This is a genomic window from Sphingomonas eleionomae (assembly GCF_049889035.1).
In the GTDB taxonomy this organism is placed as follows: Bacteria; Pseudomonadota; Alphaproteobacteria; order Sphingomonadales; family Sphingomonadaceae; genus Sphingomonas.
Genome location: NZ_JBLTWP010000002.1, coordinates 295,700 through 319,727, shown reverse-complemented (window position 1 = coordinate 319,727; position 24,028 = coordinate 295,700). Strand labels below are relative to the sequence as shown.

General features: G+C 65.3%; 20 protein-coding genes. 11 read left to right on the top strand and 9 right to left on the bottom strand.

From position 1 onward, the window contains the following. Positions 1 to 5: 5 nt before the first annotated feature. The 3 genes from ACNI3Q_RS05665 to ssb are packed head-to-tail and all read left to right on the top strand — an operon-like array spanning position 6 to position 2,656. Entirely contained in the window at positions 6 to 254 is a 249-nt protein-coding gene (locus ACNI3Q_RS05665; RefSeq protein ID WP_426275627.1) for a FeoA family protein, read from the top strand. After that, positions 251 to 2,098, top strand: a complete 1,848-nt coding sequence (gene feoB, locus ACNI3Q_RS05660) for a ferrous iron transporter B (protein WP_426274745.1) — start codon at positions 251 to 253, stop codon at positions 2,096 to 2,098. Before ACNI3Q_RS05665 ends, feoB begins: the two co-directional genes overlap by 4 nt. A 9-nt stretch (positions 2,099 to 2,107) precedes the next feature. Beyond that, positions 2,108 to 2,656: a single-stranded DNA-binding protein gene (ssb, locus tag ACNI3Q_RS05655; protein ID WP_426274743.1), complete on the top strand. Its 549-nt coding sequence runs from the start codon at positions 2,108 to 2,110 to the stop codon at positions 2,654 to 2,656. 7 nt (positions 2,657 to 2,663) lie between these two features. Here the strand turns inward: ssb and ACNI3Q_RS05650 are convergent, their stop codons facing one another. Further along, the gene (locus ACNI3Q_RS05650; RefSeq protein ID WP_426274741.1) at positions 2,664 to 3,524 is read right to left on the bottom strand and encodes a pirin family protein; all 861 of its coding nucleotides are present in this window, start codon (positions 3,522 to 3,524) and stop codon (positions 2,664 to 2,666) included. Between the two features lie 14 nt (positions 3,525 to 3,538). Further along, complete coding sequence (locus ACNI3Q_RS05645) at positions 3,539 to 4,552, bottom strand: polyprenyl synthetase family protein (RefSeq protein ID WP_426274739.1); 1,014 nt, start codon at positions 4,550 to 4,552, stop codon at positions 3,539 to 3,541. Between the two features lie 113 nt (positions 4,553 to 4,665). Between ACNI3Q_RS05645 and ACNI3Q_RS05640 the strand changes: the two genes are divergently transcribed. Beyond that, positions 4,666 to 4,947, top strand: coding sequence for a chorismate mutase (locus tag ACNI3Q_RS05640; protein ID WP_426274737.1), 282 nt, complete (start codon positions 4,666 to 4,668; stop codon positions 4,945 to 4,947). 21 nt (positions 4,948 to 4,968) lie between these two features. Here the strand turns inward: ACNI3Q_RS05640 and ACNI3Q_RS05635 are convergent, their stop codons facing one another. Next, the gene (locus ACNI3Q_RS05635) at positions 4,969 to 5,493 is read right to left on the bottom strand and encodes a hypothetical protein (protein WP_426274735.1); all 525 of its coding nucleotides are present in this window, start codon (positions 5,491 to 5,493) and stop codon (positions 4,969 to 4,971) included. A gap of 73 nt (positions 5,494 to 5,566) precedes the next feature. Beyond that, positions 5,567 to 7,765 (bottom strand): excinuclease ABC subunit UvrB, encoded by a 2,199-nt coding sequence (gene uvrB, locus ACNI3Q_RS05630; RefSeq protein WP_426274733.1) that lies wholly within the window; start codon positions 7,763 to 7,765, stop codon positions 5,567 to 5,569. 56 nt (positions 7,766 to 7,821) lie between these two features. Between uvrB and ACNI3Q_RS05625 the strand changes: the two genes are divergently transcribed. Continuing rightward, a complete protein-coding gene (locus ACNI3Q_RS05625) occupies positions 7,822 to 8,211 on the top strand; it encodes a VOC family protein (RefSeq protein WP_260020740.1) in 390 nt (129 codons plus the stop codon). Here the strand turns inward: ACNI3Q_RS05625 and ACNI3Q_RS05620 are convergent. Both ACNI3Q_RS05620 and ACNI3Q_RS05615 read right to left on the bottom strand, forming a co-directional pair. Next, on the bottom strand, positions 8,208 to 9,377 hold the full coding sequence (locus ACNI3Q_RS05620; RefSeq protein ID WP_426274730.1) for an MBL fold metallo-hydrolase: 1,170 nt from the start codon (positions 9,375 to 9,377) through the stop codon (positions 8,208 to 8,210). The two genes, ACNI3Q_RS05625 and ACNI3Q_RS05620, sit on opposite strands and share 4 nt — an antisense overlap. Further along, positions 9,374 to 10,897, bottom strand: coding sequence for a fumarate hydratase (locus ACNI3Q_RS05615; RefSeq protein WP_426274728.1), 1,524 nt, complete (start codon positions 10,895 to 10,897; stop codon positions 9,374 to 9,376). Before ACNI3Q_RS05615 ends, ACNI3Q_RS05620 begins: the two co-directional genes overlap by 4 nt. Before the next feature lie 134 nt (positions 10,898 to 11,031). Here ACNI3Q_RS05615 and ACNI3Q_RS05610 point away from each other — a divergent pair, with 134 nt between their 5' ends. The 5 genes from ACNI3Q_RS05610 to ACNI3Q_RS05590 all read left to right on the top strand — a co-directional run bounded on the left by ACNI3Q_RS05610 (position 11,032) and on the right by ACNI3Q_RS05590 (position 20,868). Further along, the gene (locus ACNI3Q_RS05610) at positions 11,032 to 13,098 is read left to right on the top strand and encodes a putative bifunctional diguanylate cyclase/phosphodiesterase (RefSeq protein ID WP_426274726.1); all 2,067 of its coding nucleotides are present in this window, start codon (positions 11,032 to 11,034) and stop codon (positions 13,096 to 13,098) included. 71 nt (positions 13,099 to 13,169) lie between these two features. Next, entirely contained in the window at positions 13,170 to 15,302 is a 2,133-nt protein-coding gene (gene ligA, locus ACNI3Q_RS05605; RefSeq protein ID WP_426274724.1) for an NAD-dependent DNA ligase LigA, read from the top strand. A gap of 140 nt (positions 15,303 to 15,442) precedes the next feature. Further along, entirely contained in the window at positions 15,443 to 18,862 is a 3,420-nt protein-coding gene (locus ACNI3Q_RS05600) for a TonB-dependent receptor (protein WP_426274722.1), read from the top strand. 114 nt (positions 18,863 to 18,976) lie between these two features. Next, entirely contained in the window at positions 18,977 to 20,071 is a 1,095-nt protein-coding gene (locus ACNI3Q_RS05595) for a sensor histidine kinase (protein ID WP_260020732.1), read from the top strand. Continuing rightward, positions 20,068 to 20,868 carry a LytR/AlgR family response regulator transcription factor gene (locus ACNI3Q_RS05590; protein ID WP_426274719.1) on the top strand — a complete coding sequence of 267 codons (801 nt, stop codon included), beginning with the start codon at positions 20,068 to 20,070 and terminating at the stop codon, positions 20,866 to 20,868. The genes ACNI3Q_RS05595 and ACNI3Q_RS05590 overlap by 4 nt, the downstream gene beginning before the upstream one ends. An 83-nt stretch (positions 20,869 to 20,951) precedes the next feature. Here the strand turns inward: ACNI3Q_RS05590 and ACNI3Q_RS05585 are convergent, their stop codons facing one another. The 3 genes from ACNI3Q_RS05585 to ACNI3Q_RS05575 all read right to left on the bottom strand — a co-directional run bounded on the left by ACNI3Q_RS05585 (position 20,952) and on the right by ACNI3Q_RS05575 (position 23,457). Beyond that, a complete protein-coding gene (locus tag ACNI3Q_RS05585) occupies positions 20,952 to 21,245 on the bottom strand; it encodes a DUF3297 family protein (protein WP_426274717.1) in 294 nt (97 codons plus the stop codon). 60 nt (positions 21,246 to 21,305) lie between these two features. Then, on the bottom strand, positions 21,306 to 22,952 hold the full coding sequence (locus ACNI3Q_RS05580) for an FAD-dependent oxidoreductase (RefSeq protein WP_426274715.1): 1,647 nt from the start codon (positions 22,950 to 22,952) through the stop codon (positions 21,306 to 21,308). Positions 22,953 to 23,058: 106 nt separating this feature from the next. Continuing rightward, the gene (locus tag ACNI3Q_RS05575; protein WP_426274713.1) at positions 23,059 to 23,457 is read right to left on the bottom strand and encodes a hypothetical protein; all 399 of its coding nucleotides are present in this window, start codon (positions 23,455 to 23,457) and stop codon (positions 23,059 to 23,061) included. 143 nt (positions 23,458 to 23,600) lie between these two features. Between ACNI3Q_RS05575 and ACNI3Q_RS05570 the strand changes: the two genes are divergently transcribed. Beyond that, complete coding sequence (locus ACNI3Q_RS05570) at positions 23,601 to 23,999, top strand: EVE domain-containing protein (RefSeq protein ID WP_426274711.1); 399 nt, start codon at positions 23,601 to 23,603, stop codon at positions 23,997 to 23,999. Positions 24,000 to 24,028: the final 29 nt, after the last annotated feature.

Below are 24,028 nucleotides of genomic sequence, written 5' to 3'. Positions count from 1 at the left end.
AGGTGATGTCATCTCATTCGCTTGCCCAGCTTCGCGCGCGCGACCGCGCCATGGTGATCGCCATCGATTGGCAACGCCTGTCCGAGCCGGAGGCGCGCCGCCTGCGCGAGCTGGGCATGGATGAGGGGGTGGAGGTCGAGATGGTGCGCCGGGGCGGCATCCTGGGCGGGCCGCTAGCCTGCCGGATCGGGCGGATGACGGTGGCGCTGCGCCGCCATGTCGCCCTGGCGGTCACGGTCGAGCCGGCGGCATGAGCACGATCCCCATGATCGCGGTTGTCGGCAATCCCAATGCCGGCAAGACCGCGTTGTTCAACGCCCTGACCGGTGCGCGGCAAAAGGTCGGCAATTATCCGGGCGTGACGGTGGAGCGGCATTCGGGCCGCATCGCGCTGGCCGATGGCCGTCCGGCCGAGCTGGTCGATCTGCCCGGCACCTATAGCCTCAACCCTGCAAGTCCCGACGAGGCGGTGACCCGTGACGTGGTGATGGGCCGTTTCGTCGGCGAGCGGCGGCCGGATGCCATTCTGGTCGTGGTCGATGCCGGCAATCTGGACAATCATCTGCGGTTCGCGCTGCAGCTGATCGCGCTGGGCCTGCCCGTCGTCGTGGCGCTGAACATGGTCGATCTGGCCGAGCGCGACGGCCTGACACTGGACCCCGCGCGCCTGTCCGCCGAACTTGGCGTGCCGGTGGTGCCGACCGTGGCGGTGCGCCGGCGCGGGCTGGACGACCTGCGCGATCAGCTGAGCGAAGCATTGCGGACCAGGGCGGTCGTCGCCCCGGTGGCGGACGTTCCGGAGTTTTCCGATGTGCAGCGGCGCGCCCGCGCCATCGCCCGTGCCGCGACGCTGAGCGAAACGGCGACGCGGCGCTGGACGCACCGGATCGATGCCGTGGCGCTGCATCCCGTATTCGGCCTGATCCTGCTGCTGGGCCTGTTGTTCGTCATGTTCCAGGCGGTCTTCGCGTGGTCCGAAGCGCCGATCGGCTGGATCGAGGACGGCATCGCCGCGCTGGGCGGGGTGGTGGGCGAAACGCTGCCGCCGGGCATCCTGCACGACCTGATCGTCGATGGCATCATTGCCGGCGTGGGTGCTGTGATCGTGTTCCTGCCCCAGATCCTGATCCTGTTCGGCTTTATCCTGGTGCTGGAGGCATCGGGATACATGACGCGAGCGGCGTTCATGATGGACCGGCTGCTGGCCGGGGTCGGCCTGTCCGGTCGCGCGTTCATCCCGCTGCTCTCGTCCTTTGCCTGTGCCATTCCCGGCATCATGGCGACGCGGACGATTGCGGACGAAAAGGAGCGGCTGTCGACCATCCTGATCGCTCCGCTGATGACGTGTTCCGCGCGGCTGCCCGTCTATACGATCATCATCGGCGCGTTCATTCCCGCGCGCGCCGTGCTGCCGGGTGTGGGGCTGCAGGGGCTGGTGCTGTTCATCCTGTACATTGCCGGCATTCTGGGCGCGCTGGCGGCGTCCCTGTTGCTGCGCCGGACGGTGACCAAGGGCGCGTCGTCGGGATTCATGATGGAGCTGCCGCGCTATCAATGGCCCAATGCGCGCGATCTGCTGCTCGGCCTGTGGCAGCGGGCGAGCGCGTTCCTGAAGCGCGCGGGGACGATCATCCTGGTCACCACCGTTCTGCTATGGGCGCTGCTCGCCTATCCCAAGGCGCCGGAGGGTCAGGCGCAGGTGGAATACAGCTATGCCGGGCGGATCGGCGCGGCGATCGAGGTGGTCGTCGCCCCGATCGGATTCAACCGCGACATCGCGCTTGCCCTGTTGCCTGCCATGGCGGCGCGCGAGGTTGCCGTGGCGGCGATCGGCACCGTCTATGCCGTCGAGGATTCGGAAAGCGCCGACGGGCAGACGACGATCCGCGACAATCTGCGCACCCGGTGGAGCCTGCCCACCGCGCTCGCCTTTCTCGCCTGGTTCGTGTTCGCGCCGCAATGCATCTCGACCATCGCGGTTGCGCGGCGGGAGACGAATGGTTGGAAATGGCCCCTGTTCATGGTTGGCTATCTGTTCCTGCTGGCCTATGCCTCGGCCGGCATCGTTTATTGGGGCGCGGTCGCCCTGGGGCTTTAGGGACAGATCATGGCAGGCAGCGTCAACAAGGTCATTCTGGTCGGCAATCTGGGCAAGGACCCGGAAGTGCGCAGCTTTTCCAATGGCGGCAAGGTCGTTGAACTGCGCATCGCCACGTCCGAAAACTGGAAGGACCGCCAGACCGGCGAGCGCAAGGAAAAGACCGAGTGGCATACGGTCAAGATCTTCAATGACGGCCTGGCCGGCGTTGCCGAACGCTATCTGAAAAAGGGCAGCAAGGTTTACATCGAAGGCGCGCTGACCACCCGCAAATGGCAGGATCAGAACGGGCAGGACCGGTATTCGACCGAAGTCGTGCTGCAGGGGCTGAACGGCAATCTGACGATGCTGGATGGCGCGCCCGGCGGCGGTGGCGGCATGGGCGGTGGCGGATCGCGCGGCGGCGGCGACTGGGATCAGGGCGGCGGCAACGAATTTGCCGGCCAGTCTTCGCGCGGCGGCAATGGCGGCGGCGGTCGCGGCTTCAATGACTTTGGCGGCGGCTCGGGTGGCGGCGGCGGCTTCCCCGACGATCTGGACGACGACGTTCCGTTCTGATCGGCGCCTATAGCGTCGAAATCTCCGCAATGCCGAACCGGCCCGCCTGATAATCGCGATAAGCGGCGTGGATTTCCTCCACGCTGTTCATCACGAACGGGCCGTGCGCGACCACTGGCTCGCCGATCGGATCGGCATGGCACAGCACGAACGTAGCGCCCAACGGGGAGGCCAGGGTCAGCCGGTCGCCCGGCCCGAACCGGCCCAGATGATGTTCCGGCAGCGCCCGTCCGCCAATGTCCAGCGCGCCGCGCACCGCATAGACGAACAGGTCGCGGCCGGTAACGCCGTCGAGGCTCAGCGAAGCGCCCGGATCGAGCGTGCCGAAACTGGCGAACACGCCGGTCAGCGATTCGACCGGCCCGCTTGCATCATCGAAGGTGCCGGACACCAGATGCAGCCGTGCGCCGTCACGGGAGATCACCGGGATGGCGGCTGCGCTGACCCCGATATAGCGGGGCTCCGTCATCTTGAGCCGCGCGGGCAGGTTCACCCATAGCTGCAGAATTTCCATGGGTCCGCCGTCGCGCTTGAACGCCGCCGGGCTGACTTCCGCATGGACGATGCCGCGGCCCGCCGTCATCCACTGGATGCCGCCTGCATCGATGATGCTTTCGTGCCCCGCCGAATCAGTATGCGCCAACGACCCTTCCAATACGAAGGTGACCGTTTCAAATCCGCGATGGGGATGCGGGCCGAAGGGCAGGCCGTGATTGCCCGGCGGATAGGTTTGCGGGCCGTGATGGTTCAGGAACAGGAACGCGCCGATCCGGTCCAGCCCGATTGCCGGCACCGGCCGCCGCGTGACCAGATCGCCGATATCGTCCCGATGGGCTGGGTGGACGAACAGCAGCGCGATATCGGCCATCGACCAGCCGGATGTCAGTATGCGCGGGCGACGGCGAACTCGACCGCTTCGACCATCGCGTCCTTGGCCTTGCCATTGGCGAACGCGCCCAGCGCGTCGATGGCGCGCTGGCCGTAATGGCGGGCGCGGGCCAGGGTGTCGTCCACGCTGCGACTTGCCTGAACCAGGCCCACTGCCTCGGCAAAATCGGCGTCCGATGCGCGGCGGCCGGCAATGGCGTCGCGCCAGAAGCGGCGGGCTTCCTCGTTACCGCGCGCATAGGCGAGGATGACGGGCAGGGTCATCTTGCCCTCCCGGAAATCGTCGCCCGCATCCTTGCCCATCGTGCCGGCGTCGGACGTGTAATCGATGGCGTCGTCCACCAGCTGGAACGCGATGCCCAGATTGCGGCCATAGGCGTCGAGCGCGGCTTCCTCGCCCTCTGGCCGTTCGGCCACGACGGCGGCGATGCGGCACGCGGCGGCGAACAACGCGGCGGTCTTTGCGCCGATGATGTCGAGATAGCGGTCCTCGCCCAGCTCCACCTGCCGCGTCGCCGTCAGCTGGTTCACCTCACCCTCGGCGATCACGGCGCTGGCGTGGCTCAGGATCTTGAGCACCTTGAGGCTACCGTCCTCGACCATCAGTTCGAACGAGCGGGAGAACAGGAAATCGCCCACCAGCACGCTGGCCGGATTGCCCCAGATGATGTTGGCGGTGCGTTTGCCCCGACGCAGGTCCGACCCGTCGACCACATCGTCGTGCAACAGGGTGGCGGTGTGGATAAATTCGACCGCGGCGGCCAGCTTGTGATGGCGGTTGCCGCCGTAATCGAGCAGCCGGGCGCTGGCCAGGGTCAGCATCGGCCGCATCCGCTTGCCCCCGCCGGCAATCAGATGCCCGGCCAGTTCGGGGATCAGCGGGATTTCCGACTGCATCCGGTCCAGGATCACCTGGTTCACGGCGTTCATGTCGGCCGCGACAAGCGCGATCATGGGATTGAGCGAGGGCTCGGCCCCGGTGCGCAGGCGGTGGATCGTCGCGGTCATCAGCAGGGGATGTGGCGGCTCGACGCGCCAAAGGCAAGGCTTTGCCCTTGCCTTTGCGTAACGTCACCGCGAAAGCAGCGTTGACGAAACGGGGACCGGGCCAGGGACGCACAATGACGGATGCTACGCTCGCACGCTATCGCCAGAGTATCGACAATATCGATGCCGCGCTGATCCATATGCTGGCCGAACGGTTCAAGATCACTCAGGCGGTCGGGCTGCACAAGGCGCAGGCCGGATTGCCCCCCGCCGATCCGGGCCGAGAGGAACGGCAGATCGAACGGCTGCGCCAGCTTGCCGATCAGGCCGGGCTGGACCCCGAATTTTCGGAAAAGTTCCTGCGCTTCGTCATTGACGAGGTGATCCGCCATCATGAGCGGTTTCAGGAACGCTGAACCCCCGCGTTTCCGCCGACCCTAGCGGCGGCAATCCTCGACCACGCGCAGAAACTCCGGCCAGGCGGGAATGACCAGCGTCTGGCCGCCGCCGGTCACGACGAACCGCCCCCGGCTGAAGCCGATCGCGTCGAACAGGCGTTCATTGGCCGGCCGGACGAACCCGACCATCCCCGGCTGACCCGGCAATGGCGACAGGACGACGGGCGCCGTCATCGAACTGGTCTGCACCTCTGCCGACGCCGTTCCCGGCGGCAGGCGGAAGCCAAGGGTCAGCTGACGCGATTGGCATCCCGCGCTGACCAGCGGCGGGGCGCCGGCGCTGCCATAGGTCGCGATACCCGGCCGCCACTGCCAATCCCCCGGCGTGACCGGCCAGTCGCGCCAGTCGGCAGAGCTGCTGGGTGTGGGTGCCGGGGCGGGTGCAGGCGCGGGGCTGGGCGCCGGGCGCGGGGCGGGTGGCGGAGCCGGCGGATCGACCCGCGGCACGCAGGCGGCGACAGACAGGCCGAGCAGGATCAGCGGCGTACGGGAGAAACGGACCATGGCCCGCTTATGGGCGATGCACGCCGCAGCCTCAACCGCCGATCACCGCGACATGAGGGGAAAGCGGAACGGGTCAGCGTCCGGCGCGTCCACCCCCGAATTTGCGCTGCGTCTTTCCGTAGCGCGTCTTGCGCGTGCCGGGTTTCCCTTCGTTCGACCGTCCCATGACGGGCGCCTTGCGCTCGCCCTCCGGCAGGCCCAGCTCCTCCGCCTCCAGCGACCGGATTTCGTCGCGGATTCGGCCGGCCTCCTCGAACTCCAGATTGGCCGCTGCCTCGCGCATCTTCTTTTCCAGGTCTTGGATATAGGCGCGCAGATTGTGGCCGACCATGTGGGGCCGGTCTTCGATCCCGGTATCGACCGTCACCTGATCCTTGCTGGCGACATGGGCGATGATGTCGCCGATATTGCGCTTGATCGTGGTCGGCGTGATGCCGTGCAGCGTGTTGTAGGCGACCTGTTTCTCCCGCCGCCGGTTCGTCTCGTTGATCGCGCGTTCCATGCTGCCCGTCATCCGGTCGGCATAGAGGATCACGCGGCCCTCGACGTTTCGGGCGGCGCGGCCGATCGTCTGGATGAGCGAGGTTTCCGAACGCAGGAACCCTTCCTTGTCCGCGTCCAGAATGGCGACCAGCCCGCATTCGGGAATATCCAGCCCCTCGCGTAGCAGGTTGATGCCGACCAGCACGTCGTACACGCCCAGCCGCAGGTCGCGGATCAGCTCGATACGCTCCAGCGTCTCGACGTCCGAGTGCATGTAACGGACCTTGATCCCCGCCTCGTGCATATATTCGGTCAGATCCTCGGCCATCCGCTTGGTCAGCGTGGTGACGAGGGTGCGATAGCCCTTGGCCGCGGTCGCCTTTGCCTCGACGATCAGGTCCTGGACCTGTTCCTCGACCGGCTTGATCTCGACGGGCGGATCGATCAGGCCGGTGGGGCGGATGACCTGTTCGACGAACACGCCGCCGGTCTGTTCCATTTCCCACCCGCCGGGGGTGGCCGAAACGCTGACCGTCTGTGGCCGCATCGCATCCCATTCGTTGAAGCGCAGCGGGCGATTGTCGATGCAGCTGGGCAGGCGGAACCCATATTCAGCCAGCGTGATCTTTCGCCGATGGTCGCCGCGCGCCATCGCGCCGATCTGCGGCACCGTCTGGTGGCTTTCATCGACGAACAGCAGCGCGTTTTCGGGCAGATATTCGAACAGGGTCGGCGGCGGTTCGCCGGGCAGGCGGCCGGTCAGGAACCGGCTGTAATTCTCGATCCCCGCGCAAGAGCCGGTGGCGGCAATCATTTCCAGGTCGAAATTGGTCCGCTGTTCCAGCCGCTGCGCCTCCAGAAGCTTGCCCTCGATCTGTAGCTCCTTCAGCCGCTCGGCCAGCTCGAACTTTATCGCTTCCATCGCCTGTTTCAGCGTCGGGCCGGGCGTCACATAGTGCGAATTGGCGTAGACGCGGATGCTATTCAGGCTGGCGACCTTGGCCCCGGTCAGCGGATCGAACTCGGTAATCTCCTCGATCTCGTCGCCGAAGAAGCTGACGCGCCAGGCGGTGTCTTCATAATGAGAGGGAAAGATTTCGAGGTTGTCGCCGCGCACGCGGAATGCGCCGCGGGTAAAGGCCGCGTCGTTGCGCTTGTACTGAAGCGCGACGAGCTTTCGGATAATCTCCCGCTGATCGACCGACTGGCCTTTCTTGAGGTCGAAGATCATCGCCGAATAGGTTTCAACCGAGCCGATCCCGTACAGGCAGGAGACGGAGGCGACGATGATCACATCGTCCCGTTCCAGCAACGACCGGGTGGCCGAATGGCGCATCCGGTCGATCGCCTCGTTAATGCTCGATTCCTTTTCGATATAGGTGTCGCTGCGCGGCACATAGGCTTCGGGCTGGTAGTAATCGTAATAGCTGACGAAATATTCGACCGCGTTTTCGGGAAAGAAGCTCTTGAATTCGCCGTACAGCTGCGCAGCCAGGATCTTGTTGGGGGCAAGGATCAGCGCGGGGCGCTGCATCGCCTCAATCACCTTGGCCATGGTGAACGTCTTGCCGGAACCGGTGACGCCCAGCAGCACCTGATCCTTTTCGCCCGCGCGGGCCTGCGCCACCAGTTCCTCGATCGCCTGGGGCTGATCGCCCGACGGGGTATATTCCGACACGATTCGGAACGGCCGCCCGCCCTCGCTCTTTTCCGGCCGCGCCGGGCGGTACGGAATGAAGCTTTCCCCGGTTTCTGGTTCGTCCAGCCGCGTGCGAATCTGAATTGCCATGGGGCCAATATGGGGGGAGGATGCTGCGTTGACAAAGGCCGGGGAGGGCCAAATTCATGATTGGGTACACGATTGCCGGCACCAATGACGTCGAGCGTGCGCGGGGCTTCTACGATGCCCTGTTCGGCGCGATCGGCGTGGGGCGGCTGATGGAGTTCGGCCCGCGCGGTTCGGCATGGGGCGTCAGCTGGGGACAGCCGATGTTCGGCATCCTGACCCCGCATGACGGCGAACCGGCCAGCGTCGGCAACGGCATGATGATCGCGCTGGCCGCGGACGAGCGGGCCAAGGTGGACGCGCTTCATGCCAAGGCGATCGAACTGGGCGGCACGTGCGAAGGTCCGCCGGGATTGCGCGGGCCAGAGGGGCCGCAGGCCTTTTACGCCGCCTATTTCCGCGACCTCGATGGAAACAAGCTGGCGGCGTTCCGGGTCGGTCCGGCCTAACGCAGCGCGCGCACCGACGGGGTATCGAGACAGCGCAGCAGCGCATCCCGGCTCATGGCGGGTCCGCCCTGCATGGTTGCGCTCATCGCCGCAATGGGCGTCACCGCACCCAGCGCAATGGTGTCGAACTGTCCTGGCTGGCGGGTACAGGCCATGGCGGCGGCCAGCAGCTTTGGCGGGGTGTCATACCCCTCATAGGACAGGCGATAGGTGCCCCAGTGGATGCCGATGCCGCGTCCGGCGCCCAGTCGGCGGAATATCTCGACGGCATCGACCGGGCCGATATGGCTGCCCGTGCCCATCTGGCCTGGGGTAAAACGGAAGGCGCCGATAGGGAGGATGGCCAACCGAACCGGGCCATGGCGCGCGGCCTCGTTTGCCCAGTTGCCATCGCCGAACCCGGTGTCGCCGGCAAAGAACAGGTTGCCGCCGGTGGGCAGCGTGACGACGAAGCTGGACCAGAGCGCGCGGTTGCGATCGGCGAACCAGCGGCTGCCCCAGTGATGGTTGCGGTTGACGATCACGTCGACGCCGGGCCGCACGGTCACCCGCCCGCCCCAGTCGGCGGTGCGGGCTGGCACCCCGGCCTGGCCGATGACGCTGTCATTGCCCAGGCTGGTGACGATCAGCGGCCGGTCCCGTTCCCACAGCTTTTTCAGCGTGGCGAGGTCCATATGGTCGTAGTGATTGTGGCTGACGACGATCAGGTCGATACGGGGCAGGTCGTCGAATGCCACGCCGGGCACGGCGACCCGCGCCGGACCGACGCCAAACGGGCCGGCGGTGTCCGCATAGATCGGATCGGTCAGGATGTTCAGCCCCTGCGTCTGCACCAGCACGGTGGCATGGCCGATCCAGGTGGCGAGCATCGCCTCGCCCTCGACCCGTGCGGGCGGCTTGCCCTGCTGCACCTCGACCCGGTCCGGCCAGCGCGGCCGGTCGTCGGTCAGCATCCGGGTGAAAAAGCCTGCACGGCCCCCGCCACCCGGCGGGGCGGCGGTATCTTCGCCATCCGGATTGAAAAACCGCTCGCCATCATAATGGCCGCTTTCCGGCCCGTCATAATAGAGGCGGTCCAGAAAGCGCGGCACGATGGTCACCGCGAGCAGTGCAGCGATGACCAGCCAGAGCAGTCCGGCACCAATCCAGCGGAGCAGGGCGATCATGCGCCCTGCAGCAGCCGCTCTTTGGCGATCCTGTCGCGCCAGACCAGCGGGGCGAGCTGGTGGACATTGTTGCCCTCGCTATCCACCGCCACGGTCACGGGGAAATCCTCGACCTCGAACTCGTAGATCGCTTCCATGCCAAGGTCCTCGAACCCGACGACCTTGCTGCCCTTGATCGCGCGGGCGACCAGATAGGCCGCGCCGCCGACCGCCATCAGATAGGCGGATTTGGCGTCCCGGATCGCCTCGGTCGCGGCCGGACCGCGCTCTGCCTTGCCGACGCAGGCCAGCAGACCCTGATCCAGCATCATGCGCATGAACTTGTCCATGCGGGTTGCGGTGGTGGGGCCGGCGGGGCCGACCACTTCTTCGCCAACCGGATCGACCGGGCCGACATAATAGATGACGCGGCCCTTGAAGCTGACCGGCAGCGCCTCGCCCGCGGCCAGCATGTCGGCGATCCGCTTGTGCGCCGCGTCGCGCCCGGTCAGCATCTTGCCGTTGAGCAGCAGCCGGTCGCCCTGTTTCCAGCCCTGCACCATTTCCGGCGTCAGGGTGTCGAGGTCGACGCGGATCGCCGCCTTGTCCGGGGTCCAGTTGACGTCGGGCCATTCGTCCAGCTTTGGCGCCTCCAGATAGGCGGGGCCGGAACCGTCCAGGCTGAAATGCGCATGGCGGGTGGCGGCGCAGTTGGGGATCATCGCCACTGGCTTGCCCGCCGCATGGCAGGGCGCATCCAGGATCTTGACGTCCAGGATGGTGGAAAGCCCGCCCAGCCCCTGCGCCCCGATGCCCAGCGCGTTCACCCGGTCGAAAATCTCGATGCGCAGCGCCTCGATATCGTTCTGTGGCCCGCGTTCCTTGAGGACGCTCATGTCGATGGGTTCCATCAGCGCCTTTTTGGCCAGCAGCACGCAATGTTCCGCCGTGCCGCCGATGCCGATGCCCAGCATCCCCGGCGGGCACCAGCCGGCCCCCATCTGCGGCAGCATTTCCACCACCCAGTCGACGATGGAATCGCTGGGGTTCATCATCTTGAATTTGGACTTGTTCTCGCTGCCGCCGCCCTTGGCCGCGACATCGACATGGACATGATGGCCCGGCACCATTTCGACATGGAGGACGCAGGGCGTGTTGTCGCGCGTGTTGCGCCGGGTAAAGGCGGGATCGGTCAGAACCGATGCGCGCAGCTTATTTTCCGGGTTCAGATAGGCGCGGCGCACCCCTTCATCGACAATGTCCTGCAACGAACGCGATGTGTCGTCCAGCCGGCAGTCCATGCCCCATTGGATGAACACATTGACGATGCCGGTATCCTGACAGATCGGCCGATGCCCCTCTGCGCACATCCGGCTGTTGGTCAGGATCTGCGCGATCGCATCCTTTGCCGCCGGCGCCTGTTCGGCCCGATAGGCCGCGCCCAGCGCCCGGATATAATCCATCGGATGGTAATAGCTGATGAACTGAAGCGCGTCGGCCACGCTGTCGATAAGGTCGGCGGTCTTGATGGTCACAGTCATGGGCATTCCCGGCACGGCGGATCGAAAGCGCATCTATGCAGCGCCCGGCGCTTCTCCAAGCCGTAATTGTTGCATGGTCGTGGAAACGAATTCTCAAACAACTTCGCGCTACGCGTTTCGAAACGGATCGGATGATGAAACGAGTGCTAGGCGCATTTCTGTCCAGGACATCGGCAGCAACGGCTGCCCGCAAGGATGGGGAGGCGGATGGCGCGCTCGCTCTTCAACTCGTGCGCGCGTTCGAGGATCATGGCAGCGGCTGGTTCTGGCAGACGGATCGCCAGGGCAGAATCACCTATCTGACCGCAAAGGTCTCGGCCGACGTCTGCGAAAGCGAAGAGGCCGCAGTCGGCGCGATGCTGACCGACCTGTTCCGGATGGACGAGAACTCACCCGATTCGGAACGCAGCCTTGCCTTTCATCTGACATCGCGCACCGGGTTTACCAATTATTCGGTGCGCGGCGCCCGTCATGGTGTCGAACGGTGGTGGTCGATTTCGGGCCGGCCGGTGTTCGACCATCTGGGGCATTTTCAGGGATTTTGCGGCAGCGGCAGCGACCTGTCCGAACAGCGGCGGGCAGAGGCGGAAATCCAGCGGCTGGCCATGTTCGATGCGCTGACCGGCCTGGCCAACCGTCAGCGGATGCGCCTGTCCCTCGATCAGATGCTATCGATCAACGGCCGGGCCAGTTATCGCGCCACGACGTTGCTGCTGCTTGATCTCGACCGGTTCAAGGCGGTGAACGACACGCTGGGCCACCAGACGGGCGATGCCCTGTTGAAACAGGTGAGCCAGCGGCTGACCCGGGCGGTGGGCGACAAGGGGCTGGTTGGCCGGCTGGGCGGTGACGAGTTCGAGGTCGTGCTGCCCGGCGAGGGGCATCAGGATACGATCAGCGAGATTGCGCGCACGATCATTTCCGCGCTCAGCCACCCCTATTTTATCGGTGGGTCATCAATCAGCATCGGCTGTTCGATCGGCGTTGCGATTGCGCCGGATGATGGCGGGGATGCCGAAACGCTGACCCGCAATGCGGATCTTGCGCTGTATGCAGCCAAGGCGGACGGGCGCGGCGTGCACCGGTTTTTCCGCCCCGAACTGCTGGCAGGCGCACAGGGGCGCAAGCAGCTTGAGGACGACCTGCGTTCCGCCCTGGCGCAAAACCAGTTCCACCTGGTCTATCAGCCGGTGGTATCCACCCGCGACCCGCGCATCGTGGGGTACGAGGCACTGATCCGATGGGATCACCCGGTGCGCGGCCCGGTCAGCCCGGCCGAGTTCATCCCGATTGCCGAGGATTGCGGCCTGATCGAGGAAATCGGCAGCTGGGTCCTGCGCACCGCGACGATCGAGGCGGCGACCTGGCCCGACCATGTCCGGGTGGCCGTGAACGTGTCGCCCATTCAGTTCGCCAATCCCGCGCTGCCCAGCACGGTAACCAGCGCGCTGGCCCGGTCCGGCATCGCGCCCGCCCGGCTGGAACTGGAAATCACCGAAGGCGTGTTCCTGACCGAAAATGCCGCCACCGAACGGATGTTCACCAGCCTGAAGGGGCTGGGCGTGCGGCTGGCGCTGGATGATTTCGGCACCGGCTATTCCTCGCTCGGCTATCTGCGCAATGCGCCGTTCGACAAGATCAAGATCGACCAGAGCTTTGTGCGCGGTGCGGCCCAGCCCGGCAGCCGGAATGCGGCCATCATCCGCGCCATCGTGACGCTTGCCGAAACGCTGCACATGGAAACCACGGCCGAGGGCGTGGAAATGCAGGATGAGGTGGAGCTGATCCGTAACCTGGGGTGCAGCCACATCCAGGGCTTTGTCTATGGCAAGCCGGTGCGCTGCGAACAGGTGCTGCAGCAGTTGCAGACGGGCGAGGGCGAGGTGAAGGCGACCGGCCACCGCCATTCCCGTGCACCGCGCGCGCGGATGCTGCGCTGGGCGACGTTGCGGGTGAACGGTGCGGCGGGCGAGGTGCGGATCCGCGATCTGAGCAGTTCGGGCGCGATGATCGACGGGATCGAATTTCCGCAAAGCGCGCTGGGCTGCGCGGTGCAGATCGAGATGATCGAGGGCGAATGGGCCGGGGCGACCGTGCGCTGGGCGCGGGGCGAACAGGCGGGAATCCAGTTCGACGAACCGTTCAGCCTGGATCGGTTGAACACGCCGCTGCGCCCGTCGCGCATCCGCAAGTCCGCCTGACGCCGAACGGGCGGCCGCCGCGCCACCACGGGGCTTGATCCGCCGGGGGTCGGCCCGCTAGCGCAGTGTACATGGACCGGATGCCCGCCACCGATAAGGATGCCGCCGAGGCGCTTGCCCGGCTGGCCGAGACGATCGCCCGGCACAACCGGCTGTATCATGCCGACGATGCGCCCGAAATCAGCGATGCGGACTATGATGCGCTGGTCCGGCGCAATGCCGCCATCGAGGCCGAGTTCCCGCATCTGGTCCGCGCCGATTCGCCGTCGCGTCAGGTGGGCGCCGCGCCGGCAGGGCACCTGACCAAGGTGGCCCATGCCCGCCCGATGCTGAGCCTGGACAACGGATTTTCCGACGACGACGTCGCCGATTTCCTGGCCAGCATCCGCCGGTTCCTGAAACTGCCGGTCGATGAACCCGTCGCCCTGACCGCAGAGCCCAAGATCGACGGCCTGTCCTGTTCGCTGCGGTACGAAGGGCGGCGGCTGGTTCAGGCGCTGACCCGCGGGGATGGACAGGTGGGCGAGGATGTGACGGCCAATGCCCTCACCGTCGCCGACATTCCCCGCACGCTGCCCGAGGATGCGCCGGACCTGTTCGAGGTGCGCGGCGAGATTTACATGGCGAAGGCGGATTTCGCCGCGCTGAATGCCCGGCTGGCGGCGGAGGCGGAGGACAGCGGCAAGCCCGCCCGGCAATTCGCCAATCCGCGCAACGCCGCTGCCGGATCGCTGCGGCAAAAGGATGCTGCCGTCACGGCCAGCCGCCCGCTGCGGTTCTTTGCGCATGGCTGGGGGGAGGCAAGCGCGCTGCCCGGCACGACCCAGGGTGCGGTGGTCGATGCGCTGCGCCGCTGGGGCTTTCCTGTCGCCAGCCATTTCGCGGTTGCCGACACGCTGGCTGCCGCGCTTGCCGTGTACCGCGCGATCGAGCGGGAGCGGGCCGACCTGCCATTCGACATCGATGGTGTGGTGTACAAGGTCGACCGGCTTGACTGGCAGGATCGGCTGGGCTTTGTCGGCCGCGCGCCGCGATGGGGGCTGGCGCACAAATTCCCGGCGGAACGGGCGCAGACGACGCTGAACGCCATCGACATTCAGGTCGGGCGGACGGGCAAGCTGACCCCCGTGGCGCGGCTGGAGCCGGTGACGGTGGGCGGCGTGGTCGTGACCAATGCGACGCTGCACAATGCCGACGAGATCGGCCGGCTGGGCGTGCGCCCCGGCGACCGGGTGGTGGTGCAGCGCGCAGGCGATGTCATCCCGCAGATCGTGGAAAACCTGACCCGCGACGAGCCACGCGCGCCATGGCTGTTTCCGGCGCATTGCCCCGAATGCGGATCGGAAGCGGTGGCCGAAGAGGGCGAGGTCGATATTCGCTGCACCGGCGGGCTGATCTGTCCGGCGCAGCGCATCGAGCGGCTGCGCCATTTCGTCAGCCGCGGCGCGCTGGACATCGAGGGGCTGGGCGAAAAGACCATCGTGGAACTGGTCGGGCTGGGCTGGATCGGGGAACCGGCCGATATCTATCGCCTGGCCGGGCATCGCGATGCCCTGTTGCAGCGCGAGGGGTGGCAGGAAAAGTCGGTCGACAATCTGCTTGCCGCGATCGAGGCCAAACGGTCGCCCGACGCCGCCCGGCTGCTGTTCGGGCTGGGCATCCGCCATGTCGGCGCGGTGACGGCGCGCGACCTTTTGCGCCGGTATGAAACGCTGGAAGCCGTCAGGGACCTTGCCGATGAGCTGATCCGCCTGCGCGACGGGCATCATCCCGCGCTGGGCGAGGATGCGCGCAAGGCGCAGGTGCGGCTGGACAAGGCGCTGGCGGAGCGGATCGGGGTGGATCAGATCGGCGCGGCTGTCGCCCATGCGCTTACCGACTTTTTCCACGAACCGCACAATCGCGCCGTCTGGGACGATCTTCTGGTCGAGGTCAGCCCGCCACCTTTCGTGGTCGAGGCGCGGGCATCGGAAGTGACGGGCCAGACGGTGGTATTCACCGGCAGCCTGGAAACCCTGTCGCGCGACGAGGCCAAGGCGCAGGCAGAGGCGCTGGGGGCAAAGGTGGCGGGGTCTGTTTCGGCCAAAACGGACCTGGTCGTGGCCGGGCCGGGTGCGGGCAGCAAGCTCAAGAAAGCCGCCGATCTCGGCATCCGGGTGATCGATGAGGCAGCATGGTCGGCCATCGTTGCCGCGGCGCAGTGATGCAATTTTGCAACGCGGCAAATCTTCGCGTCGCCCCCCTTTGCGCATTGTAACATTCCGGCAATAATGCCGTCCCATGGGCGGCGACAGACGGTGAAATGCACCGCATCCGCCTGTTTGGGGCTTTCAAAGGGAAAACGATGCGAAACCATCTGTTTATGGGCGCGGCTGTTGCTGCGCTGATGATGCCTGCCGCGGTCAGCGCGCAGCAGATCACCACCGGAATCGAAGGACGCGTGCTCGATGAATCGGGCCAGCCGATCACCGGTGCCTCGGTCACGGTCACCGATACCCGCACGGGTTCGGCTCGGACGCTGACCACCAACGACAATGGCGGGTTTCGCACCGACAATCTGACGACCGGCGGTCCCTACACCGTCGCTGCCAATGCCGAGGGGTATCAGGGCCAGACGATCGAAGGCGTGATCACCACGCTGCAGGGCAACACCAGCCTGGCGTTCAACCTGAGCTCGGGTGAGGGCGATATCGTCGTCACCGGCACGCGCGTCGCCGTGACCCAGCTGGCGGTCGGTCCGGGCACCTCGTTCGGTGCCGAAGTGCTGGCCAATGCGCCCAGCTTCAACCGCGACATCCGCGATGTCATCCGCATCGACCCGCGCGTCAGCCTTGACCGCGATGATGGCGGGTCCGGCGTCGACCGCATCTCGTGCCTGGGCGGCAACGATCGCGGCAACGCCTTCACCGTCGACGGCATCAGCCAGGGCGACATCTATGGCCTGAACGACACGGGCTTTGCCTCGCGCAGCTCGACCCCGGTTCCCTATGATGCCGTGCGCGAAACCCAGGTGCAGTTTGCGCCGTTCGACGTCGAATATGGTGGCTTTACCGGTTGCGCCATCAACGTCGTTACCCGTTCGGGCCAGAACAAGATCACCGGTTCCGCCTTTTTCGAATATTCGAACTCGGACCTGCGCGGCAAGCGCGTCGCCGACCGCAATGTCGCTCCGATCGAGCCGGAAAAGCGCTGGGGCGTGGCGCTGGGCGGCCCGATCATCCCCGATCGCCTGTTCATCTATGGTGCCTATGAGCATCAGGAAGCCGGTCAGAGCCAGGATGACGGCCCGGCCGGTGCTGGTTATCCCAACTCGCTTGCCGGTGTGCCGGTCGCCGAGTTCAACCGCATTTCCGAAATCCTGAGCCGCGTCTATGGTATCGAGACCGGCCCGCTGGTCACCAGCCGCGATTTCAGCAACGATCGCTATTTCGGGCGTCTCGACTGGTACATCAACGACGATCATCGTTTCGAGGCGACCTATCAGCGCCTGGAAGAAGGCACGGTTCGCCCCGACGACTTCTTCACCGGCACGACGTCGCCGCAGGTGACGGGCGCCAACACCTTCTTGGTCAGCGGCACCATCTCCGACTATTATTCGGCGCGCCTCTATTCCAACTGGAATGACCGCCTGTCGACCGAGTTCCGCTACTCGCTGTCGAAGGTCACCGATCGTCAGGACCCGCTTGGCGGCGGCGAAGCGCAGTCGGCCAATCCGATTCCGCGCATCATCGTCGGCATCGACAATGCGACCGGCCCCGACGGCACCGTGCTGGCGGGCCCGGGCAATTCGCGTTCGGCCAACGACCTGCGCACCGAACTGCATCAGGTCCGCGCGCTGGCCAAGTATGACGCCGGCGACCACCAGCTGAAGCTCGGTTTCGAAGCGAACTATGCCAAGCTGTTCAACCTGTTCGTCCAGAACGCGACGGGTACGCTGGTCTTCCGCAACGCCGCCGACCTGGAAGCCGGTCTGCTGTCGCCGGGCCTGGGCAACAACCAGACGAACACTACGCCGGCGAACGTCATTCCCGGCCTGACCGAAGGTGCGTTCGGCAACTTCACCTCGACCGGCAACGTCAACGATGCTGCCGCCGAGTTCGACCGGACGATCTGGACGGTTTATGCTCAGGACGACTGGCAGCTGACCGATCAGCTGAGCGTCGTGCTCGGCCTGCGCACCGACTGGTTCTCGGGCGGCGCTCCGCGTCCCAACTCGGTGTTCTTCGATCGCTATGGTCGCACCAACTCGGTTGCGTTCAGCAATCTTGAGCCGATCCTGCTGCCGCGCGTCGCCTTCACCTTTGAACCGAACGACTTTGCGATCTTCTCGCGCAGCTCGTTCCGCGGCGGTGTCGGCATGTTCTCCGGCGGCGATCCGCTGGTGTGGTTCGGCAATGCGTTCCAGAATGACGGCCGCGGCTTTGCGACCGGCACCACGCAGGATGCGGCTTGCGGCCTTGCCGCCGGTCAGCAGCTTGACGTGGTCGTGAACGGTCAGTTCACGGGCGTTCCGAGTTGCTTTCAGCAGAGCGCGTCCGCCATTGCCAGCCGTGGCCTGGGCAACGTCCAGTCGATCGATCCGGGTATCAAGACGCCGACGGTTCTGCGCGCCAATATCGGGTTTCAGTCACAGCTGGATTTCGGTGGCGAAGGCTTCTTCAGCGGCTGGAACGTCAATCTGGATTATATCTACAGCCAGTTCCGCAATCCGTTCACCATCGTCGACCTGGCTCAGGCGGTCGATCCGCGGCAGGGCCTGAATGGCCGGACCGTGGATGGGCGTCCGATCTATCGCGGTGTCGATCTCAACCTGACCGGTTGCGATGCCATCCTGGTGTCGACCAATCCGAACCCGGTGTTTTCGGGTCTGACCCCGGCGTGCTTCACCACGACGCGGTTCGACGAACTGATGCTGACCAATTCGGCCGGATGGCGCAGCCATATCGCGTCGTTCATCCTGTCGAAGACGTTCGGCAGCGGCCTGATCACCGATGGTGGTTCGACCTTCATCAGCCTCGGCTATTCGTACACCGACTCGCAGGATCGCCGGAACCTGTACAACTCGACGGCCGGGTCCAACTATGACCTGACCGCCGCGTTCGACCGCCAGAATCCGTCGGCATCGCGTGGCTTCTATGAAAGCCGTCACAACATCTCGTTGCAGACGACGTTCAGCGAACAGTTCTTCTCCGATCTGAACACCACGCTGAGCGCGACCTTCGTGGCGCGTTCGGGCCGTCCGTACAGCCTGACCTTTACCGGCGGAAGCGTGTTCAATGTGCCGCAGTCGGGCAACGACAACGCCCTGATCTACATCCCCACCGGGGTGAACGATCCGAACGTGTCGCCGTCGTCCAATCCCACGGCTGTGGCTGATCTGGCGGCGTTTGCGGCCAATCTGAACTGCGCGAAGGACTATGTGGGCCGCACGGTCGAGCGCAATACCTGCACCAACGACTGGTATTTCGACCTTGATCTCGGCTTCTCACAGGATCTGCCGGGACCGGGCCGTCTGTTCGGTCAGAACGACAGCCTGCGCCTGTACGCGACGTTCGACAATTTCCTGAACTTCCTGGATCGCGACTGGAACATGCAGCGCCGCCGGAACTTCTCGGGATTGCAGGATCTGGCGACGGGCGGCGTGGATTCGCAGGGTCGCTACATCATCACCAACTTCATCGGCAACGACTACAACACCGACAATCAGATCAACGTCAGCTCGTCGGTGTGGCGTCTGAAGGTCGGCGTCAGCTACAACTTCTGATCGATCGCCGATCGCATCCCTTTCGCCGCCGTCCCAGCAATGGGGCGGCGGTTTTTCTTTGGGTCCGGCCGGCCGGATTTGCTCCGGCGGCAATCCGCGCCTAGATTGGCGGCGATGCGTCCGCCCGTGCTTTCCCGCCCGTTTTTCGAAGACAAGAGCCGCGCCTTCTGGGTGCTGCAGGCGGCGGGCTGGTCCGGCTATCTGCTGCTGCGTACGGTTTCCAGCATTTCGAACAGCTTTGACGTCGACACCGTCCTTTCGGTGATGATCAATGCGATCGTCGGCTATTGCCTGACGCTGCTGCTGTCCGTTCTTTATGCCATGTACCGGCGGCTGCCGCGCCTTTCGGGCATTTTGCTGACCGTGCTGACGCTGGTCGGGGCAACGGGGCTGTATGCCGTCATCGATGCCTTTACCTTCGTCTTCATCCGTCAGGCGGCGCCCAATGTCGATCTTCAGCTGGTGCTGGGCCTTGTCTTCCTCAATTTTACCGTGCTGGCCGGATGGTCGGCGCTGTATTTCGGCATCAATTTCTATCTGATCGTCGAGGCGCAGATCGATCAGATGCAGCATCTGGAAAGCCAGGCCAGTTCGGCACAGCTTGCGATGCTGCGCTATCAGCTCAACCCGCATTTCCTGTTCAACACGCTCAATTCCATCTCGACGCTCGTGCTGTTGAAACAGACCGAGCGGGCCAATGCGATGCTCAGCCGGCTGGCCTCGTTCCTGCGCTATACCCTGGCGAACGAACCGACCGCGCACGTGCCGCTGGAACAGGAGGTGGAGACGCTGAAGCTCTATCTCGAGATCGAGAAGATGCGGTTCGACGAGCGTCTGCGCCCAAAGTTCGATATCGACGTTCGCGTCGCCCAGGCGCGGCTGCCCTCGCTGATCCTGCAGCCGCTGGTCGAAAACGCGATCAAATATGCAGTGACGCCGCTGGAGGAGGGGGCAGAGATTGCGGTCGTCGCTCGCCTCAACGGGGAACGGGTGCAGATCACCGTGTCGGACACCGGTCCCGGCTTGATCGACCGGCCAAAGCGGCCAAGCCTGTCGACTGGCGTAGGACTGACCAACACGCGCGAGCGGTTGGCCCAGGCCTATGGCGACCAGCATCGTTTCGAAACGCGATCGAAACCAGGTGGGGGATTCAGCGTTCTGATTGAATTGCCCTTCCAGCTGGAAGAACCCGATCGAGAGGCAGCATGACAATTCGAACCATTTTGGTCGACGACGAACCGCTGGCGATCCAGGGCCTTGAGCTTCGGCTTCAGGCGCATGAGGATGTCGAAATCGTCGAGAAATGCGGCAATGGCCGCGAAGCGATCCGCGCGATCAAGACGCACAAGCCCGACCTTGTGTTTCTGGACATCCAGATGCCCGGCTTTGACGGGTTTTCGGTGGTGCAGGGCCTGATGGAGGTCGAACCGCCGCTGTTCGTATTCGTCACCGCCTATTCCGATCATGCCATCCGTGCATTCGAGGCGCAGGCATTCGATTATCTGGTGAAGCCAGTGGAGGAGAGCCGTCTGGCCGACACGCTGGAACGCGTGCGCCAGCGGCTGACCGAAAAGCGGGGCAGCGCCGAGGTCGAAAAGCTGAAGGAAGTGCTGGCCGAAGTCGCCCCCGATGCGGTCGAGGGGCTGAGCGTCGGTTCCGATGCGCCGGAATCGAGCCGGTACGAGCGGCTGATCAACATCAAGGATCGCGGCCAGATTTTCCGCGTCGATGTGGACAGCATCGAAAGCGTCGAGGCGGCGGGCGATTACATGTGCATCAAGACCGCCGACAACACGCTGATCCTGCGTCAAACGATGAAGGACCTGGAAAAGCGGCTGGATCCGCGCCGGTTCCAGCGGGTGCACCGCTCCACCATCGTCAACCTGGACCTGGTCAAGCAGGTGAAGCCGCACACCAATGGCGAATGCTTCCTGGTGCTGGATTCAGGCGCGCAGGTAAAGGTCAGCCGCAGCTATCGCGACGTGGTGGCGCGTTTCGTCCACTGAATTCGGCGAAGCCCCGGTAAATGCCGGGGCTTCGTGCCGGACGGGATGGGTGAATGGGCGCCAGCGTCCGCCGGCACCTTCGGTCAGTCGGCGCTGGCGTCGCCCGTGTCGCCGCCCTCGTCGGCAGCGTCAGCCGCGCCGACATCCTGATACCATGCCTCGACCGGACCGGTCAGCTTGATGGTCAGCGGCTGGCCGTGGCGATCGACCTTCTTGCCCAGCTGGACGCGGATCCAGCCTTCGGAAATCGAATATTCCTCGACGTCGCGGCGTTCCACGCCCTTGAACCGGATGCCGATGCCACGGCGCAGGGTTTCGGCATCGAAATGCGGGCTGTTCGGATTGACGGACAGATGGTCGGGGGGCGTGTCGCTCATGCCCGCCGCATAGCGGGGCGATGGCCGGATGCCAAGCTGGCTTTGGCCCGGTGCAGCAGGTCAGTCGGCAGTATCGGCCAGATAGCCGTGAACGGCGGATACGACCACCGATCCTTCGCCAACCCCGGATGCGACGCGCTTGACCGACCCCGCGCGGACATCGCCCACGGCAAAGATGCCCGGCTGCGATTTTTCGAACAGACGGTCGCCCTGCGTCTGGACGAACCCCTTGTCGTCCAGCGAGACGCAACCCTCCAGCCATGCCGTATTGGGCTGCGCGCCGATCATCACGAACAGCGCGCCGACCGCCTTGTGCGTTTCCTCGCCCGTATGGCGCTCGGTCCAGCGGACCGCGGCCAGATGTCGGTCGCCCTCCAGCGCCGTAATTTCGCTATGCGGATGCAGGGTCACCGTTTCGCACGCTTCGATCCGCTCGATCAGATAGGCCGACATGGTGTCCGCAAGGCCGCGCCCGCGCACCAGGATGTGAACATGGGCGGCATGGCTGGACAGGAACATCGCCGCCTGACCGGCCGAATTGCCGCCGCCTATGACGACCACCTCGCTGCCCGCGCACAGGCCCGCCTCCATCGCCGTGGCGGCGTAATGGATGCCATTGCCCTCGAACCGGTCATATCCGGCCAGGTGATCCAGCTTGCGATAGCGTGCACCGGTGGCGATCACGATGGCCCGCGCCTGCACGCTGGCGCCGTCGTCCAGCATCAGGCGATAGGGCCGCGCCTCGCAGTCGATGCCGCTGACACTCCGCGAAACGGCAAGCCTGGCACCGAATTTCTGTGCCTGAACCTGCGCTCGGCCGGCCAGCGCCTGGCCCGAAATCCCGGTTGGAAAGCCCAGATAATTCTCGATCTTGGAACTGGTGCCCGCCTGTCCGCCCGGTGCCATCCCCTCGATGATCAGCGTCGAGAGCCCCTCTGACGCGGCATAGACGGCGGCGGCCAGCCCCGCCGGACCCGCGCCGACCACGGCGACGTCATGCACCTGATCCGGATCAAGCCCGACGGTCAGACCCAGGGCATCGGCCAGATCGGCATTGCTGGGATTGCGCAGCACGCCGCCATCGACCAGCACCACGGGCAGGGCATCGGCATCCACTCCGAATGCATCAAGACAGGCGGGCAGGTCTGCCTCCCGCTCCGTATCCACCGTCTGATGGGGATAGCCGTTCCGAGTGAGGAAGGTTTCGATCCGCGCCGTTGCGGCAGCATGGGCCGGCCCCACCAGCGTGACGCCGCCCTGCCGGTGACGCATCAGGCCCACCCGGCGCAGGATGAAGGCGCGCATGATGATCTCGCCGATATCCGGCTCTGCGGCGATCATGCGCCGGAAATCGGGCCGGGCGACGCGAATGACGCGCGTATTGGCCGCCGCCTGCCCGCTGACCAGGATCTTGCGGTCGTTGAACAGGTCAAGCTCGCCGGTAAACTGGCGCGGCTGGTGATGATGAACGACGCGGTCGCCATCGGTGGCATCATGATCCAGGATCGCGATGCTGCCCTGTTCGACCAGAAAGAAATCGACGCTTCGGTCGCCGCGACGGAACAGGAAACTGCCCTCTTCCGCGGGTTCGGACCGGCCATAGGCGGTAATGCGTCTGGCCATCGCTTCGCTCAGCACCGGAAAGGTCTGTGCCGTCCGGGCATAGGGATCGTCTGGGGCGAGCGGTGCCGAATCGCTTTGCGTCATGGGTTCAGCGTAACCCGGTTTCGTTACGCCGCCGAGTCACCGCATCCATGGCCCGTACCCCACGAAAAAGGCGGCGCCGATGGGCAGCGCCGCCTTTCCGGCTGGATCAGTAGCAATAACGGACGCGCACCCGCCGCCCTTCATAGGGATCCCAGACCCGACGCACGTCGCAGCGGCGATGATCGCGGTACCGCTGGGCATAATAGCCATTGGCGGGATAGTAGCCGCGGTCGCGATAATAGCGGCGATCATAATCCCAGCGGCGATCGTCCCAGCCGCGGTTGTCCCAGCGGCGGTCGTAACCGCGGTAACGGCCGCGATCCCGGTCGGCCAGCGCCGAACCGATCACGATCCCAGCAATGCCGCCGACGATCGCGGCTGCGGCGACGTCACCGCCCCGGTCCCGGTCGCGATAGCGATAGCGCTGCGCCTCTGCCGGGCTTGCTGCGGTCAGGGTGGTGGCGACCAGCACTGCGCCCAACCCGATCTTGTTCAACATCGTCATCTCGGATGCTCCTCATTCTCCCCGCCCCCGGCCGGATGACGGCGCATCCGGCTTTCGGCATGGGATCATTCATGGCAGCATCGCGCTGAATGGAGGTGGAACCCCCCGTTCAGCGGCGGTTTATCGCAGGAGACAGCAAAGGCATGGCGCACTGGCTGATGAAATCCGAACCGGACAGCTATGGCTGGACCGATCTTGAGCGCGATGGGGCCACGCTGTGGGATGGCGTGCGCAACAATGCCGCCCGCCTGCACCTGCGCGCGATGCGGCCGGGCGACACCGCCTTTTTCTACCATAGCGGCGCGGAAAAGGCGGTCGTCGGCATCATGGAGGTGACCGGCAATCCGGTGCCCGATCCAAAGGATGGCGAGTGGATGGCCGTTCCGGTGCGCCCGGTTCGCGCCATGCACCCTGCGGTGCCCCTTGCCGCGCTGAAGGGTGAACCGGCACTGGCCGGCATGGCCATGCTGCGCCAGTCGCGCCTGTCGGTCAGCCCGGTCAGCGATGCCGAATGGCAGGCGGTGCTCGCCATGACCGGTTGACACGGACGGACAGTCACGGTCCCCTTGCG